The following is a 16,703-nucleotide window of genomic DNA, read 5'->3' as shown; positions in this document are numbered from 1 at the left end:
CCGGCCGCACGCGGTGCGCGGTCAGGGGGCCGGGACCGGGGCGGGGGCCGGGTTGGAGTCGCGGCGGATCAGGGCGGCGTACCGGCCGTCCCGGTCGAGCAGCTCCTGGTGCGTACCGCGCTCGGCTATGCGGCCGCCGTCCAGGACGACGATCTGGTCCGCGTCGCGGACGGTGGAGAGGCGGTGCGCGATGGTGACGGTGGTGCGGCCGGCGGAAAGTGCGTCGATCGCTTCCTGCACGGCGTGTTCCGTACGGGTGTCGAGGGCGCTGGTCGCCTCGTCGAGGATCAGCACCGGCGGGTCGCGGAGGATGGTGCGGGCGATGGCCAGGCGCTGCTTCTCGCCGCCCGAGAAGCGGTAGCCGCGCTCGCCGACGAGGGTGTCGTACCCGTCGGGCAGGGAGGCGATGTGGTCGTGGATCTGGGCGGCGCGGGCCGCGGCCTCGATCTCCTCGTCGGTGGCCTCCGGCTTGGCGAAGCGCAGGTTGTCGGCGACGGAGGCATGGAAGAGGTAGGTCTCCTGGGAGACCACGCCGACCGCCCGGGCCAGGGTGTCGAAGTCCAGGTCGCGGACGTCGGTCCCGTCGAGCGTGACCCGGCCGCCGGTGACGTCGTAGAGCCGGGGCACGAGATAGCTGAGCGTGGACTTGCCGGAGCCGGTGGAGCCGACGACCGCCAGGCTGGTGCCCGCGGGGACGGTCACGTCGATGGCGCACAGTGTGGGGGCGCCGTCGGCGTCGTAACTGAAGTCGACGTTCTCGAAGGCGATCTCGCCGCGGATCTTCTCCAGCCGGACGGGCTTCTCCGGCTCGGTGATGTCCACCGTGAGGTCGAGGTACTCGAAGATCCGCTGGAAGAGGGCGAGGGAGGTCTGCATCTGCACGCCGGTGGAGAGCAGACTGACCGCCGGGCGGAAGAGGCCCTGCTGGAGGGTGACGAAGGCGACGAGCGTGCCGATGGAGACGGCGGTGCCCCCGGGCTGGACGGTGAGGCCGGCCACCCAGTAGATGACGGCGGGCATGGCGGCCATCACGATGCCGATGATGGACATCCGCCAGCGGCCCGCCATGCTGGAGCGCACTTCCAGGTCGACCAGGCGCTCGGACTCCTCGGTGAACCCCTGGGTGAGGGAGTCGGAGCGGCCCATCGTGCGGCCGAGGAGGATGCCGCTGACCGAGAGGGACTCGGTCACCGTGGCGGCCATGGCGGCCATCTGCTTCTGGCGCTGGGTGGTGATCCTCTTCCGCTCCCGGCCGACGCGGCGGCTGATCGCGACGAACACCGGCAGCAGGAGCAGCGAGACGACGGTGAGGCGCCAGTCGAGCGCGAGCATGGCGACGACGGTGGCGATGACGGCCGTGAGGTTGGAGACGAGCGAGGTGGCGGTGGAGGTGACCGTCGCCTGCATCCCTCCGATGTCGTTGGCGATGCGGGACTGCACCTCGCCCGTGCGGGTCCGGGTGAAGAAGGCGAGCGGCATCCGCTGGAGCTGGGTGTACACGGCGGTGCGCAGGTCGTGCATGACGCGCTGGCCGACGGTCGTCGAGATCAGGGTCTGCAGGACGCCGAAGACGCTGTTCATCACGGCGGTGAGGATCATGCCGAGGGCGAGCAGCGTCAGCAGTCCGGTGCGTCCCTGGGGGATCGCGGTGTCCAGGATCTCGCGCAGCAGGAACGGGGAGGCGACCGACACCAGGGAGGAGGCGCCGACCAGCAGGCCGACCACGGCGAGCCGGCCGCGGTAGGGATGGAAGAGACGGAGGATGCGCCGCACCTCGCCGGGCGGCCGGTCGGAGGCGGCGCGGGCATCGGGAGGGGGCGTCCACGTGAGTGCGTCGGGTTTCATGGGCTCCTTCGTGGGGCGTGAGGAACGCCGGACGTGTCCGACGTTCAGAGCTTAGCTCATTGTTACCTATACTCACAATGAACGGGGTCCTGATATTGTTCCCGTATGGACGCCTCAGATTCCTCCGACGCCGATGCCACGGATGCGGCAGCCGCCCCCCAGCGCTCCCCCGACCATCACCGGGACCGGGATCATGACCGCGACTCCGACGGCATGCTCGCCGAGCAACTGCTGCGGCTGACCCGCCGGCTGCACCGCATCCAGAGCCGTCAGCTGGAGCCGATCGGCATCACCCCGGCCCAGTTCCGGCTGCTGCGGACCGTCGCGAGTTACGACGCGGCCCCCCGGATGGCCGATCTCGCCCATCGCCTGGATGTAGTCCCGCGCGCCGTGACGACGCTGGTCGACGCCCTGGAGGCGAGCGGGCGGGTCCGCCGCGCCCCGGATCCGGACAGCCGCCGGGTGGTCCGCATCGAGATCACCGACGAGGGGCGCGCCACGCTGCGCTCCCTGCGCAACGCGCGCCGGGCGGCCGCGGAGGAGATCCTGGCCCCACTGACCGCCGGCCAGCGCGAGGTGCTGGGTGAGCTGCTCTCCGCTCTGGTCGACGGGATGCCGGAGCGCCGCTGCTGAGAGGACGCCGACATGCCGCTGCTGGAGCCCGACCCGGAAGCCCTCCGCCCCGGTACGGCACGCGCACCCGCCCCCGACCGGGTCACCGACGGGAGCGCGGCCGGGACCCCGGAGCCCCTGCGCTCCGAGCTGACCGCCCTGCTCGGCGCGGACAAGGTGCTCTGGAAGATCTCCGACCTCGTGCGGTACGCCTCCGACGCCAGCCCGTACCGCTTCCTCCCCCGGGTCGTGCTGGTCCCCGAGGATCTCGACGACGTCTCCGCGATCCTGTCGTACGCCCACGGCAAGGGCCGCGAGGTCGTCTTCCGGGCGGCGGGCACCAGCCTCAACGGCCAGGCGCAGGGCGAGGACATCCTCGTCGACGTCCGCCGTCACTGGACCGGTGTCGAGGTGCTGGACGACGGGGCGCGTGCCCGCATCCGGCCCGGCACCACCATCCTGCGGGCCAACGCCACGCTCGCCCGGTACGGCAGGCTGCTGGGCCCCGACCCGGCGAGCGCCATCGCCTGCACCATCGGCGGGGTCGTCGCCAACAACGCCTCGGGGATGACGGCGGGCACCACCCGCAACTCCTACCGCACGCTGGCCTCCCTCACCTTCGTCCTGCCGAGCGGCACCGTCGTCGACACCGCCGACCCCGCCGCCGACGAGGAGCTGGCCCACGCGGAGCCGCAGCTGTGCGCCGGGCTGCTGGAGCTCAAGGCGGAGATCGAGGCGGACGAGGAGCTGACGGCCCGCATCCGAACCAAGTACGCGATCAAGAACACCAACGGCTACCGCCTCGACGCCTTCCTCGACGGCGCGACGCCCGTACAGATCCTGCGCGGTCTCATGGTGGGCTCCGAGGGGACGTTCGGCTTCATCGCCGAGACCGTCTTCGACACCCTGCCGCTGGACCGGCGGATCACCAGCGCCCTCCTCTTCTTCCCCTCCCTCACCGCCGCCGCGGCCGCCGTCCCCCGGTTCAACGAAGCCGGGGCCATCGCGGTGGAGCTGATGGACGGCAACACCCTGCGTGCTTCGGTCAGTGTGAAGGGCGTCCCGGCGGACTGGGCGGCGCTGCCCCGGGAGACGGCCGCGCTGCTGGTCGAGTTCCGCGCACCGGACGAGGCCGGGCAGGAGGCGTTCGAGGAGGCCGCCACCGAGGTGATGCGGGGACTGGATCTGGTGGTTCCCGCCGCCTCCGTCACCAACACGTTTACCCGGGACGCGGGGACGATCGCCGGGTACTGGAAGGCCCGCAAGGCGTTCGTGACGGCGGTCGGCGGCTCCCGCCCCTCGGGTACGACGCTGATCACCGAGGACTTCGCCGTCCCGCCGGACCGGCTGGCCGATGCCTGCGAGGCGCTGCTGGAGCTCCAGTCCCGCCACGGCTTCGACGCGGCGGTCGCCGGTCACGCGGCCCACGGCAACCTGCACTTCCTGCTCGCCTTCGACGCGGCGCGCCCCGACGACGTCGAGCGGTACGACGCGTTCATGCAGGAGTTCTGCGCGCTGGTCGTGGACCGTTTCGACGGGTCCCTCAAGGCCGAGCACGCCACCGGCCGCAATATCGCGCCATTCCTGGAGCGCGAGTGGGGTCCTCGGGCGACTGAGCTGATGTGGCGGACGAAGCAGGTCATCGACCCCGAGGGGGTGCTCGCTCCGCGCATCGTCCTCGACCGGGATCCGCGGGCCCATCTGCGCGGACTGAAGACCATTCCGAAGGTGGAGGCGGTCGCCGACCCGTGCATCGAGTGCGGCTTCTGCGAACCCACCTGCCCCAGCGAGGATCTGACGACCACGCCGCGCCAGCGGATCGTGCTGCGCCGCGAGATGATGCGCCAGGCGGACGGCTCCCCGGTGGAGGCCGGACTCCTCGACGCCTACGGGTACGACGCGGTGGACACCTGCGCCGGGGACTCCACCTGCAAGCTCGCCTGCCCGGTCGGCATCGACACCGGGGCGATGATGAAGGGGTTCCGGCACCTGCGGCACACCCCGCGCGAGGAGCGGATCGCCGCGCTCACCGCGAAGAACTTCCGGGTGGTGGAGGCCTCGGCGCGGCTCGCCGTGGCGGCGGGGAACGCCATCGGGGAGCGGGGCGGCGACCGGCTGCTGGAGTCGGTGACCCGGCTCGCCCGCAGGGCCGTACGCCCCGATCTCGTACCGGAGTGGCTGCCCCAGCTCCCCGGTCGCGCCGCCCGCGAGCTGCCCCGTACCGCACGGGTGGGGGCGAGCGCGGTGTACTACCCGGCCTGCGTGAACCGCATCTTCGCCGGCCCGGAGGCGGGACCTGCGGCAGGCCCGCCCGGAACCTCTCTGGCCGAGGCCCTCGTAGCCGTCTCCGAGCGGGCCGGAAAGCCGGTGTGGATCCCCGAGGACGTCGCCGGGACGTGCTGCGCGACGATCTGGCACTCCAAGGGGTACGACGCGGGCAACAGGATCATGGCGAACCGCATCGTGGAGGCGGCCTGGGGCTGGACGGCGGGCGGGACCCTGCCGCTGGTCGTCGACGCGTCCTCCTGCACGCTCGGCATCGCCGAAGAGGTCGTGCCCTACCTCACCGAGGACAACAGGGCCCTGCACCGCGAACTCACCGTCGTGGACTCGCTGGTGTGGGCGGCCGACGAGCTGCTCCCGGAGCTGACGGTGTCCCGGAGGACCGGATCGGCCGTCGTCCATCCGACGTGCTCCATGGAACACCTGGGCGACACCGAGCAGTTGCGGGTGCTTGCCGAGGCCTGCGCCGACGAGGTGACCGTGCCGGACGACGCCGGATGCTGCGCGTTCGCGGGCGACCGGGGCATGCTGCACAAGGAGTTGACCGATACGGCCACGGCGAAGGAGGCGGCCGAGGTCAACTCCCGTACGTATGACGCCTATCTGTCGGCCAACCGCATGTGCGAGATCGGCATGGAGCGGGCCACCGGACACCCCTACCGCTCGGCCCTGATCGAGCTGGAGCGCGCCACCCGGCCGCCGGGCCGCTGAGCCTCCGCAGGACCCGTCCGAGCCCAGGTCAGAGGCCCCAACTGGTTGAACCAGTTGGGGCCTTCGCATGCCGTGAAGAAAAGTCCATGGTTTGAGGACGAGAGTCCAATTGGCTCTCTTGCGCACCATCAGCCTCACCGTCCAGGGTCCTACCGAGGCCCGGTCCCGGGGTCCGTTCACACCCGTACGGGACCCGGGCCCCGCTCGCGCACGTCCAGAACCCCCACACCCCACCTGGAGGCTCGATGAACGACGACGCCCGGCCCGGACAGGCACCGCAGGATCTCCCCCCGCACCACTCCGGCGACGACACCGGCCGGCCGGACCGGCAGGATCCCAGCCGCCGTTCGGTCCTGTGGACCACGGCGGGCGTGGCCGGCGCCGGACTCGGCCTGAGCGCCCTCACGGGAGGCACCGCGTCGGCCGCCGCAGCCGCCACGCCGGAAGCAGCGGGAGCAGCAGACGCGGTGGCGGCCGCGACAGCCGTCCCCGCCCGCCAGGGCCGCACCATGGCCGACGTCCCCTTCGAGCGGCGCTCGACCGTCCGGGTCGGCATCGTGGGCCTCGGCAACCGGGGCGACAGCATGATCGACCTCTTCCTCGCCGTCCCCGGCGTCCGGGTCGTGGCGGTCTGCGACCCGGTCCGGGACAAGACGGAGAAGGCCGCCGCCAAGGTGACGGCCGCCGGGCAGCCCGCCCCCGCCGTCTATGCCAAGGGCGAGGACGACTACGTCAACCTCTGCCGGCGCGGGGACATCGACTTCGTCTACGTGGCCACCCCCTGGGAGACGCACTTCCCGATGGCCAAGGCGGCGATGCTGAACGGGAAGCACGTCGGCGTGGAGTGTCCGATCGCGATGCGCCTGGAGGAGCTCTGGCAGCTCGTCGACCTCTCCGAGCGCACCCGGCGCCACTGCATGCAGCTGGAGAACTGTTGTTACGGCAAGAACGAGATGCGGGTCCTCCGGATGGCGCACGCGGGCCTCTTCGGGGATCTGCTGCACGGCGCGGGGGCGTACAACCACGACCTGCGCGAGCTGATGTTCGACCCCGACTACTACGAGGGTCCCTGGCGGCGGCTCTGGCACACCAGGCTGCGCGGCGACCTCTACCCCAACCACGGGTTCGGTCCGGTCGCCAACTACATGGACGTCAACCGGGGTGACCGGGCCGTCTCCATCACCAGCATCGGCACCCCCGCCCTCGGCCTCGCCGCGTACCGCAAGGAGCACATGCCGGCGGGCGACCCCAGCTGGAAGGAGTCGTACATCGGCGCCGACCGGACGATCAGCCTGATCCAGACGGCCAAGGGCCGGGTGATCCGGCTGGAGCACGATGTGTCGTCGCCGCACCCGTACTCCCGTATCAACAGCCTCGGCGGCACCCGGGGCGTCTTCGAGGACTACCCGGAGCGGATCTACCTGGAGCCCACGAACACCAACCACCAGTGGGACGACTTCAAGAAGTACGCCGAGTGGGACCACTGGCTCTGGAAGGAACACGCCAATCCGCCGGGCGGCCATGGCGGGATGGACTACATCATGATCTTCCGGCTGATGCAGTGCATGCGGCTCGGCCTCGTCCCGGACTTCGACGTGTACGACGCGGCCGTCTGGACGGCCCCCGTGCCGCTGAGCCACCTCTCGATCAAGGCCAAGGGCGCCCCGCTCCCCATACCGGACTTCACCCGGGGAGCGTGGAAGAAGGCCAGGTCCGGGATGGACTCGGAGAAGCCGGCCGCGTGACGGCGGCGGGGTCCCGTGCGGCTCGGCACGGGACCCCGGGGGCGGCCGCCGGCGCGGAGAAAACCGGTTGCCCCGGAGGGGGGCGGGAAGCGAACCTTGCACGGTTTGGTCACCCCGTAACTCCGAGGCCCGCACGGGCCCCGCGCATACCGAGCCCTGGGACGTCATGCAGATTCGCGATCTTCCGTATTCGGATCCCGGCGACCCCGATGTACGGTCGGGCCCACGCTTCCTGTACTGGCTCGGGCGCAATCAGCTCGGCGGACAGCTCAAGTCGCTCGGCTGGGGACTCCTCCACCAGCTGAGCATCGCCGGGCTCCCGGTCACCGTCGGCGTCGCCGTCCAGGCCGTCATCGAACGCTCCGGCACCCGCCTGGCGCTGGCCGGCGGTCTGATCGTGGCCCTGGGCGTCCTGATCGCGGTGGGCGACACCATGCTCCACCGGACCGCCGTGACCAACTGGATCACCGCCGCCGCCCGGGTGCAGCAGCTCCTGGCGCGCAAGACCGCCGAGCTGGGCGCCGCCCTGACCCGGCGGGTCGCCGCCGGTGAGGTCGTCGCCGTCTCCACGGGCGACGTGGAGAAGATCGGCTGGTTCGTCGAGGCGCTCTCGCGCTTCCTGGCCGCCGCAATCGCGCTCGTCGTGGTCTGCGTGGGGCTGGTCATCTACCTGCCGACCCTCGGCGTCCTGGTGGCCGTCGCCATGCCGGTGCTGGCCCTGGCCGTGCTGCCGCTGCTCCCCCGCGCCACCCGGCGCGCCGACGAGCAGCGCGAGAAGGCGGGCAAGGCGACCGAGCTGGCCTCGGACACCGTGGCCGGACTGCGGGTGCTGCGCGGCATCGGCGGCGAGGAGCTGTTCCTCGGCCGCTACCGCCGCGCCTCCCAGGAGGTCCGCAAGGCCGCCGTGCGCTCCGCGAGGATGTGGGCGCTGATCTCGGCGGTGCAGGTCCTCCTGCCGGGCATCCTGCTGATCTCCCTGGTCTGGTACGGAGCGACGCTGGCACGGGAGGGCCGCATCGACGTGGGCCAGCTGGTCACGGTCTACAGCGCGGCCACCCTGATGCTGTTCCCCTTGCGTCACTTCGAAGAGATCGCGATGGCCTACTCCTTCTCGCGGCCGTCCGCACAGCGCGCCGTACGCGTGCTGTCGCTGCGTCGCAGCGACCGGACGGCCACGGAGGCGGGCGTTCCGTCGGGCGACCTGTACGACCCCGCCACCGGGCTGATGGCCCACCGGGGCCAGTTCACCGCGGTCGTCTGCGGCGACCCGGACGAGGCGGGACGGCTGGCCGAACGGCTGGGCGGCCATGCGCAGACCGGCGACCAGGACACCGAGGAGGAGAAGAAGGAGAGGGAGGAGAGGGAGGAGGCGAAGGAGGCCCCCTCCGTCCTGCTCGGCGCCGTCGCGCTGGACGAACTCCCGCTGGACACCGCCCGGACCGCCGTCCTGGTCCAGGACAAGGACCCGGTACTGCTCTCCGGCACGCTCCAGGAGCTGCTGGACGTCCCGTCCTCGGGGCTGGTCACCGCCGAGGAGGCGCTGGAGGCGGCGCAGTGCGGCGATGTGCTCGCGGCCCTGGCCCAGGCCTCCCCGGACAACGACGGGGACCCGATGCGGACCCGGATCACCGAGCGGGGCAGGTCGCTCTCCGGCGGTCAGCGCCAGCGGCTCGCGCTGGCCCGGTCGCTGATCACCGACCCGGAGGCGCTGGTTCTGGACGAGCCGACCTCCGCCGTCGACTCGCACACCGAGGCGCGCGTCGCCGCCGGAGTCGCGGGGCTGCGCCGGGGCCGTACGACGGTCGCGTTCGCTTCCTCCCCGCTGCTGCTGGACGTCGCCGACCGGGTCGTTCTGGTCCACGAGGGCAGCGTGGTCGCCGCGGGCACTCACCGCGAGCTGCTGCGCTCCGAACCGCGCTACCGGGCCGTCGTCACCCGCGAGACCGACGACGAGGCGGCGGCGAGCAACGTGACCGTCCCCGCCATGGACAACAGCACTCAGGAAATCGAGGAGAGGGCATGATCGGCGTCGCACCACCGGCGTACGACCCGGCCGCCCCGGAGTCGGCCACCACCCTGCCCGTGGGCACCCCCACGACCGTACGGAGTTACGTACGGGATCTGCTGCGGCGTCACCGCAAGGCCTTCGCCCTCCTGATCGGCGCCAACGCGGTGGCGGTCATCGCGTCGATCGCCGGACCGTATCTGCTCGGCGGTCTGGTCGAGGACCTCTCGAACGGGGTCGCCGACCTCCATCTGGAGCGCACGGCGGCCATCTTCGCGCTCGCGCTGGTGATCCAGACGGTGTTCACCCGGTCCATGCGGCTTCGCGGGGCGATGCTGGGCGAGGAGATGCTCGCCGATCTGCGCGAGGACTTCCTCGTACGGTCGGTGGGGCTGCCGCCCGGAGTCCTGGAGCGGGCCGGGACCGGCGATCTGCTCTCCCGGATCACCACGGACATCGACCGGCTGGCCAACGCGATGCGCGAGGCCGTGCCGCAGCTGGCGATCGGCGTCGTCTGGGCCGGGCTGCTGCTCGGCGCGCTCACCGTGACCGCTCCCCCGCTGGCGCTGGCCGTGCTCATCGCGCTGCCGGTGCTGATCATCGGCTGCCGCTGGTACTTCCGGCGCGCGCCCTCGGCGTACCGCTCGGAGGCCGCCGGTTACGCGGCCGTCGCCGCCATGCTCGCCGAGACCGTGGACGCCGGGCGGACCGTGGAGGCGCACCGCCTCGGCGTCCGCCGCGTCGCGCTGTCGGACCGGCGGATCACCGAGTGGACGGCGTGGGAGCGGTACACGCTGTTCCTGCGCTCGGTCCTCTTCCCCGTCATCAACGCGACGTACGTGACCATCCTCGGCGCGGTCCTGCTGCTCGGCGGCTGGTTCGTGCTGGAGGGGTGGCTGACGGTCGGACAGCTGACCACGGGTGCGCTGCTGGCGCAGATGATGGTCGACCCGATCGGCCTCATCCTGCGCTGGTACGACGAACTCCAGGTCGCCCAGGTGTCGTTGGCGCGGCTGGTCGGCGTACGGGAGATCGAGCCGGACGCCGGTGACGCCGAGGTCGGGCCTGAGGGCCGGGACGTACGGGCGGACGAGGTGCGGTTCGGGTACCGGGAGGGCGTCGACGTCCTGCACCAGGTGTCGCTGGACGTGGCTCCGGGCACCCGGCTCGCCCTGGTCGGGCCCTCGGGCGCGGGCAAGTCGACGCTGGGCCGCCTGCTGGCCGGGATCTACGCCCCGCGCACCGGCGAGGTGACCCTCGGCGGGGCCGAGCTGTCGCGGATGACGGCGGAGCGGGTCCGGGAGCATGTGGCCCTGGTCAACCAGGAGCACCATGTCTTCGTCGGCTCGCTGCGGGACAACCTGCTGCTGGCCCGGGACGGTGCGCAGGATGCCGAGCTGTGGGCCTCGCTGGCCGCGGTCGACGCGGAGGGCTGGGCGAAGGGCCTGGACAAGGGGCTGGACACCGAGGTCGGTTCGGGCGGGTTCGCGCTGACCCCGGCGCAGGCGCAGCAGATCGCGCTGGCCCGTCTCGTGCTGGCCGACCCGCACACGCTGGTGCTGGACGAGGCGACGTCGCTGCTGGACCCGCGGGCGGCCCGCCATCTGGAGCGTTCACTGGCCCGGGTGCTGGAGGGCCGTACGGTGGTGGCGATCGCGCACCGCCTGCACACCGCGCACGACGCGGACGTCATCGCGGTGGTGGAGGACGGCCGGATCAGCGAACTGGGCAGCCACGACGAGCTGGTGGCGGCGGACGGGGCGTACGCAGCGCTGTGGCGGTCCTGGCACGGGTGAGGGGCTCTCAGGGTTTTCAGCGGGCCGTTCGGACGGGGTGCGGCTGGAGGAGCTGGTCGACGGGTGCGTGGTCGTCGGTGAGGACCGGGACGTCGCCGGTCCAGGCGGTGACCGCGTCCCCGGTGGCGATCCTCCAGTCGGTCTCCCGCGTGTCCAGGGCCTCCTGGATCGCGGGCGCGTCGAACGGCCGGTCGGAGGCGAGCACCACCATGTTGCCGCCCAGTGGGGTCGCGTCCGGGTCGAGGCCGATGTCCACGGGCGCGCCGATGACGGCGACATGCTCGAAGACCTCGGCGAGCGTGGCGACCTGGGCGCGGGCGAAGGCGAGGCGGCCGTGGTCGATGACGTTGGCCGCGTACAGCCCGTCCTTCTTGAGCGCGCGGTGGACGTCCCGCAGCGCCTCGGTGGTCGTGAGGTGCCACGGCACGCTGACACCCCCGAACGCGTCGCCGACGACGAGGTCCCGGCTGTCGGTCTCCAGCCGCTTCAGGCCGAGCCGGGCGTCCTCCACGCGGACGTCGATGCCGCTGGAGGCCCCCAGGTTGAGCTGTTCGCGGTCGATGCGGACGACGCCGCCGTCGATCTCGGAGACGAGGCTGCGGGTTCCGGGGCGTGCGGCGGCGAGGTAGCGCGGGAAGGTGAGGCCGCCGCCCCCGATGTGGTGGGCGGCGAGGGGGTCGCCTGCGGGGAACGCGGTGTCGACGACGGCCGCGAAGGCGCGTACGTAACCGAACCGGAGGTACGTCGGGTCCTCGACGTCCACGTACGAGTGGCGCAGGCCGTCCAGGACCAGGGTGCGGCCGGTGGCCCGCTCGGGGTCCGCGACGATCCGGGCGCAGTGGTAGCGGGTCTCCGCGTCACAGCCGCCCGGGGCGAACGCGGTGGCCAGCGAGCCCGCGACGACGGCGGCCAGCGCCACGGCCGAGGCCCGGCGCCAGCGGCGTGCCCGCCAGCCGACCAGCACGGAGCCGATCACCAGCAGGGCGCCCAGGCCGATCAGGATGGAGCTGACAGGCAGCCGCGAGATGAGGACGAAGCCGGTGAGGACGGTCCCGACGATGGCGCCGAAGGTGCCGACGCCGGAGAGCCGCCCCACGACCGTCCCGGTCTCGGCGAGGCTGGTGAGCCGCAGCTTCGTCACGAGCGGGGTCACCGCGGAGAGCAGCGCGCCGGGGACGAGGAGGGTCCCCGCCGCGACCAGCAGGAGCGCCGGAGCCGCCCACTCCGCGGTGGTGCGCAGGAGGAGCGGGGTGAGCGCGACGACGACGCCCGAAACCCCGAGCGCGGGCCCGATGAGCCGGTGCGGGTCGACCTGGTCGGCGACGCGCCCGCCCAGCCAGGAGCCCAGCGCGATCGCGGTGAGGGCGATGCCGATCACCAGGGTGCTGGTTTCGAGGGTGAGGCCGAGGTAGGGGGCCAGCAGCCGCAGGGCGACGATCTCGACGACCAGGACCGCGGCCGAGGATCCGAACACGAGAACCGCTGCGGCGCGTTGCCCGAGCCCCTGGTCGAGGGGCGGGTCGTCGGCCACGGGCGGGGAGGTCGGTGTGGTCACCGCAGCATCCTCGCATGCGGGCGGGGGAACTCCGGCCGACCGGGAGGCGCTTGGAACCCAGCCACTAAGTTGATTAGTATGCGGGCTCAGCCTCCGCACGGCCCCTCGGTCGGCGGCCGAGGAAGAAGGAGCCCGTTCCCGTGGCCTCCCACCGTCGTCCCAAGCAGCCCACCAGCGGGTACGCGTCCGTGCTCACGGCGACCGCCGCGGTGAGCGTGGCGCTCTCCGCCTCTCCGGCCTCCGCCGACCCGCTGCCCGATCCGAACAAGAAGGGCGTGCAGGCGCAGATAGACCGCCTCCACGAGGAGGCGACCCAGGCCACGGAGAAGTACAACGGGGCGAAGGAGAACGCGGAGAAGCTCCGCAAGGAGGCGGACAACCTCCAGGAGGCCGTGGCCCGCAAGCAGGAAGACCTCAACGAGCTGCGCCGCGGGCTCGGTTCGGCGGCCGCCGCCCAGTACCGCAGCGGCGGGATCGACCCGTCGGTGCGGCTGCTGCTCTCCTCCGACCCGGACGCCTATCTGGACGAGGCGGCGGTCCTGGACCGGCTGGGCGCACGGCAGTCGCAGGCGCTCGACCGCTTCCTTTCCGAGCAGCGCGCCCTCCAGCAGCAGCGCACCCAGGCCGGCGCCAAGCTCACCGACCTCCAGGACACCCGGAAGGAGCTGGGGAGCCGGAAGAAGGAGATCCAGGGCAAGCTGGCCGAGGCGCAGCGGCTCCTCAACACGCTGACGGCCAAGGAGCGGGCCGCGATCGCCGCCAAGGAGGAGCGCGCCAACCGCTCCAGCGCGCGGGTCGAGCTCGGCAACGAGGCCAGTGCCTCGGGCATCACCGCCGCGGCCTTCGCGGCGGCCAAGACCCGGGTCGGCATGCCGTACGTGTGGGGCGCAACCGGTCCGGGGTCGTTCGACTGCTCCGGTCTGACCTCCTGGGCGTTCCGCCAGGCGGGGGTGAACCTGCCGCGCACCTCCCAGGCGCAGGCCAACGCCGGGACCCGGATCAGCTCCCTGAGCGCGCTCAAGCCCGGCGACCTCGTCATCATGCGCACCGACCTGAGCCATGTCGGCTTCTACGCCGGGAACGGCCAGATCCTCCACTCGCCGAAGCCGGGGGCCCAGGTGCGCTACGAGTCGATGGCCCGCAGCGGGATGCCGTTCATGTGGGGCGTACGGATCTGACGCGGGCGCCTGTCAGCCGAGTCCGGCGTGGCAGGTCAGCAGGACGGGGAGCAGCGGGGCCATGAGGGCGCCGGTGCCGACCGTGCAGCGCAGCGCGGGATGCGCGCTGCGCGGCGGCACCAGAACGCGCTTCAGGCGGATCAGCACCGTCTCGCCGCCGACCGCCAGCGCCCCGCGCGGCGCCCGGCCGGAGGCCAGCGTGAACATCGCTGTGGCCAGTGCGTTCTGCGGACTGCGGCGCAGGGCGCGGTCGTCGGCGGCCATCTCCAGCAGCAGCGGGATCTGCTCCCGCAGGTGCCGGGCCAGAGGCAGCCCGGGGAAGATCCAGGCGAAGGCGTGGGCGGCCGCGAGGACGAGGTGGTGGCGGCCGTGGATGTGGGCCCGCTCGTGTTCGACGACGGCGCCCAGTTCGTCGTGCGAGAGGGCGTCGACCGCGCCGCTGCTGACGACCACCCGCGGTCGGCGGCCCGGCAGGCAGTACGCGGCGGGCTCGGCGTGCTCCACCACCGTGGCCCGCAGGAGCGCCGAGGGCCGGCCCACCTTGTCCAGGACATCGCGGTGCCGGGCGCGTGCGGCGTACGCCCGTACGGCGTGGAAGGCGAAGCCGGACAGATGCACGGCGAGCAGCACGGTGAGCGCCACGAGGCCCCAGGACGGGCCGGTGGCTGCGTCGGGTTCGCCGCCGAGCCCCAGGGCCGCGCGGCAGGAGTACAGGATGCCGTGGAGATGCGCCCCCGGCGTGGCGAGGTGCGCGGCGGCGAGCTGGACGCAGACCGAGAAGGATGCCGCGAGGGCGAACCAGACGGCGACCGCCAGCAGCGGCGCGCGCTGCGGCCAACTGCTGCGGAGCAGCAGGCGCGGGGTCACCACGCCGACGGCGGCCGCGTAGCCGAGGAAGGCGGGGGCGGCGTTCACAACTCGCCGCCCCGGCCCGTCGCCCGCAGCGCCTCGCGCAACGCGGCGACCTCCTCGTCGGTCATCCGCTCGACGAAGTGGACGAGGGCGGCCGAGCGGTCCCGGCTCGCCCCCAGGGCGTCCTCCATGAGAGCGGCGGAGTACGCCTCACGGCTGCGGACCGGTGTGTAGAGCCACGCCTGCCCCTGCTTCCGCCGGGTGAGCCAGCCCTTGTCGTAGAGGATCGTGGCCACGGTCATCACCGTCGTGTAGGCGGCGGGGCGGCGGAGGTTGATGTCGTCCACGATCTCGCGGACCGTCGCCGGTCTGTCCCAGGTCCACAGACGGTCCATGATCTCGGCCTCAAGCTCTCCGAGCCGTCGCATGCCCCGTCCCTCTTCCGTCCCGCGCCCTCTTCATGCGCCCGCGTTCCCATACTAGGTCGCGCGGCGGCTTCAGGAGCACGGACCGTACGTGCTCCCGAAGCCGCTGCTTCACTTGCGCGCGAGCCGCTTCTCGATGAGCGCGCGGAACTCCTCGTACGAGCCGGGGTTGGGAATCCTGAGCCCGTCGACGAAGAACGTCGGTGTGCCCTGGACGCCGAGGCCGAGGCCGTCGCGCTGGTCGGCCTCGATCCGCTCGGTGGTCGCCGGGTCGTTCAGCGCGGCGGTGAACTTCGCCATGTCGAGGCCGAGTTCCCCGGCGTACGTGCGGAAGAGGGCTTCCTTGGACTCGTCGGCCTCGCCCCACTGCGCCTGGGTGGTGAAGAGCTTGCCGTACATCTCCTCGAACTTGCCCTGCTGTGCGGCGGCCTCCACCGTACGGGCGGCGAGCTGGGCGTTCTTGTGTCCCGGCATCGGGAAGTAGCGGGCGATGAAGGTGACCCGGTCCCCGTACTCCTCGCGCAGCTTCTCCACGGCCGGGTACACCGCTCCGCACGCCTCGCACTCGAAGTCCAGGAACTCCACCACCGTCAGCTCGCTCCGCTCCGGTGAGGTGAGCCGGTGGCTGGACTCCCGTACGGGCTGAGCCTGGGCGGCGGCTTCGATGTCCGTCATCCCCCGGTCGCGGTCCTCGGGTGCCAGCAGCAGGAAGGAGCCGAGGCCGGCGGCGAAGGCCGCCAGGATCACTGCGGCGACGATCAGATGCTTCTTCATGGGTCGTGCGTCCTCATGGATGTGGCCGGACACGCCGATGGCCGTGTGCCCGGCGGGGCAGGACGGGCGTGGCGGGGCCCGTCAGGGCAGGCAGGGGCCGCCGGCCGGCCTCGGCCGGACGAGCGGCGGCCCGAACGGAGGGGCCCGCCCCGACCGCAGCCGCGCGAGGACGGCGGACCTGAGCCGCCGCGTACGCTCCCGGTGCCCGCGCCGCGGCCCGTGGGCGCGAGGTTCGCAGGCCGACGGCCGTACGAAGGACAGGAGGCGGCCGACCGCCGCCAGCAAGGGCCGACCGCGCCCGAGCAGCAGCTCCGTGAGGCCCAGTGCGCGGGCCGCGACGAGCAGAGCGACCAGCTGACCGGAGAGCAGCACGCCTGAGGGCACATGCGTGCTCGCCGCGTGCTCGGTCCAGAGCGGCACGCCGTCCGCGCCCACCGCGCGGCAGACGCCGGGCAGCGCGTACGCCAGCTGGTACGCCAGCTGCGAGACGGCGAGGACACCGACGACCTGGTTGTCCGAGAGGCGCCGCCGTGTCAGCGCCACCGCCGCCGGGACCACGACCACCGCGACCGCGGCGACGACGGCCCAGACCGGTGCCTGGCAGCGGGCGAGGAGATGAGCGGCGAGCGGCAGCGACACGCACAGCACGGCGAGCGACCCCGCCCGCAGCCCGCGCACCATCCCGGCCGCCGGGGAGGCGGGGCGCGAGGCGCGGAGCGACGGCATACCGGGGGCTTTCGAGGAGTCGGGGCGGCTGCGGAGGGCCTGCGCCGCACGGCCGCGCACGCACCCGCAGCGTACTCGCCGCGCCCCGGGCGCCCTTCGACGGGATGAGGGCGACCGAGCCGGTGGGACCGCGGCACCCCGCCGGTCCACCGTGCGGCGGCCCGTTCACCCCCGCCGGGAGGCGGTCCGGGGTGCA

The 16,703-nt window shown here is 72.7% G+C and carries 12 protein-coding genes; 6 read left to right on the top strand and 6 right to left on the bottom strand.

Annotated elements, in window-relative coordinates; genetic code table 11:
• Positions 1-21 precede the first annotated feature (21 nt).
• Positions 22-1,845, bottom strand: a complete 1,824-nt coding sequence (locus R2B67_RS32530) for an ABC transporter ATP-binding protein (RefSeq protein WP_317823148.1) — start codon at positions 1,843-1,845, stop codon at positions 22-24.
• 105 nt (positions 1,846-1,950) lie between these two features.
• Here R2B67_RS32530 and R2B67_RS32525 point away from each other — a divergent pair, with 105 nt between their 5' ends.
• The 5 genes from R2B67_RS32525 (at position 1,951) to R2B67_RS32505 (ending at position 10,997) form a co-directional block, all read left to right on the top strand.
• Positions 1,951-2,478, top strand: coding sequence for a MarR family winged helix-turn-helix transcriptional regulator (locus R2B67_RS32525; RefSeq protein WP_317823141.1), 528 nt, complete (start codon positions 1,951-1,953; stop codon positions 2,476-2,478).
• Between the two features lie 12 nt (positions 2,479-2,490).
• Positions 2,491-5,451, top strand: a complete 2,961-nt coding sequence (locus tag R2B67_RS32520; protein ID WP_317823136.1) for an FAD-binding and (Fe-S)-binding domain-containing protein — start codon at positions 2,491-2,493, stop codon at positions 5,449-5,451.
• 245 nt (positions 5,452-5,696) lie between these two features.
• The gene (locus tag R2B67_RS32515; RefSeq protein WP_317823132.1) at positions 5,697-7,196 is read left to right on the top strand and encodes a Gfo/Idh/MocA family protein; all 1,500 of its coding nucleotides are present in this window, start codon (positions 5,697-5,699) and stop codon (positions 7,194-7,196) included.
• 166 nt (positions 7,197-7,362) lie between these two features.
• Positions 7,363-9,219, top strand: a complete 1,857-nt coding sequence (locus R2B67_RS32510) for an ABC transporter transmembrane domain-containing protein (protein WP_317823130.1) — start codon at positions 7,363-7,365, stop codon at positions 9,217-9,219.
• Positions 9,216-10,997, top strand: a complete 1,782-nt coding sequence (locus R2B67_RS32505) for an ABC transporter ATP-binding protein (protein ID WP_317823129.1) — start codon at positions 9,216-9,218, stop codon at positions 10,995-10,997. The genes R2B67_RS32510 and R2B67_RS32505 overlap by 4 nt, the downstream gene beginning before the upstream one ends.
• A 16-nt stretch (positions 10,998-11,013) precedes the next feature.
• Here R2B67_RS32505 and R2B67_RS32500 read toward each other — a convergent pair whose 3' ends face one another.
• The gene (locus R2B67_RS32500; RefSeq protein WP_317823127.1) at positions 11,014-12,552 is read right to left on the bottom strand and encodes a fused MFS/spermidine synthase; all 1,539 of its coding nucleotides are present in this window, start codon (positions 12,550-12,552) and stop codon (positions 11,014-11,016) included.
• A gap of 140 nt (positions 12,553-12,692) precedes the next feature.
• On the opposite strand from R2B67_RS32500, the gene R2B67_RS32495 reads away from it, so the two are divergent.
• Complete coding sequence (locus tag R2B67_RS32495; RefSeq protein WP_317823126.1) at positions 12,693-13,730, top strand: C40 family peptidase; 1,038 nt, start codon at positions 12,693-12,695, stop codon at positions 13,728-13,730.
• Between the two features lie 12 nt (positions 13,731-13,742).
• Here the strand turns inward: R2B67_RS32495 and R2B67_RS32490 are convergent, their stop codons facing one another.
• The 4 genes from R2B67_RS32490 to R2B67_RS32475 form a co-directional block, all read right to left on the bottom strand.
• Entirely contained in the window at positions 13,743-14,645 is a 903-nt protein-coding gene (locus R2B67_RS32490; RefSeq protein WP_317823124.1) for a M56 family metallopeptidase, read from the bottom strand.
• A complete protein-coding gene (locus R2B67_RS32485) occupies positions 14,642-15,010 on the bottom strand; it encodes a BlaI/MecI/CopY family transcriptional regulator (RefSeq protein ID WP_109976820.1) in 369 nt (122 codons plus the stop codon). The genes R2B67_RS32490 and R2B67_RS32485 overlap by 4 nt, the downstream gene beginning before the upstream one ends.
• Before the next feature lie 108 nt (positions 15,011-15,118).
• Complete coding sequence (locus R2B67_RS32480) at positions 15,119-15,781, bottom strand: DsbA family protein (RefSeq protein WP_317823123.1); 663 nt, start codon at positions 15,779-15,781, stop codon at positions 15,119-15,121.
• Positions 15,782-15,862: 81 nt separating this feature from the next.
• Positions 15,863-16,567: a hypothetical protein gene (locus R2B67_RS32475; RefSeq protein WP_317823122.1), complete on the bottom strand. Its 705-nt coding sequence runs from the start codon at positions 16,565-16,567 to the stop codon at positions 15,863-15,865.
• Between the last annotated feature and the right edge of the window lie 136 nt (positions 16,568-16,703).

The organism is Streptomyces cyaneofuscatus, from assembly GCF_033109485.1.
In the GTDB taxonomy this organism is placed as follows: Bacteria; Actinomycetota; Actinomycetes; order Streptomycetales; family Streptomycetaceae; genus Streptomyces; species Streptomyces cyaneofuscatus.
The sequence above is the reverse complement of the archived record's forward strand: the minus strand, read 5'-3'. Positions and strand labels throughout refer to the sequence as shown.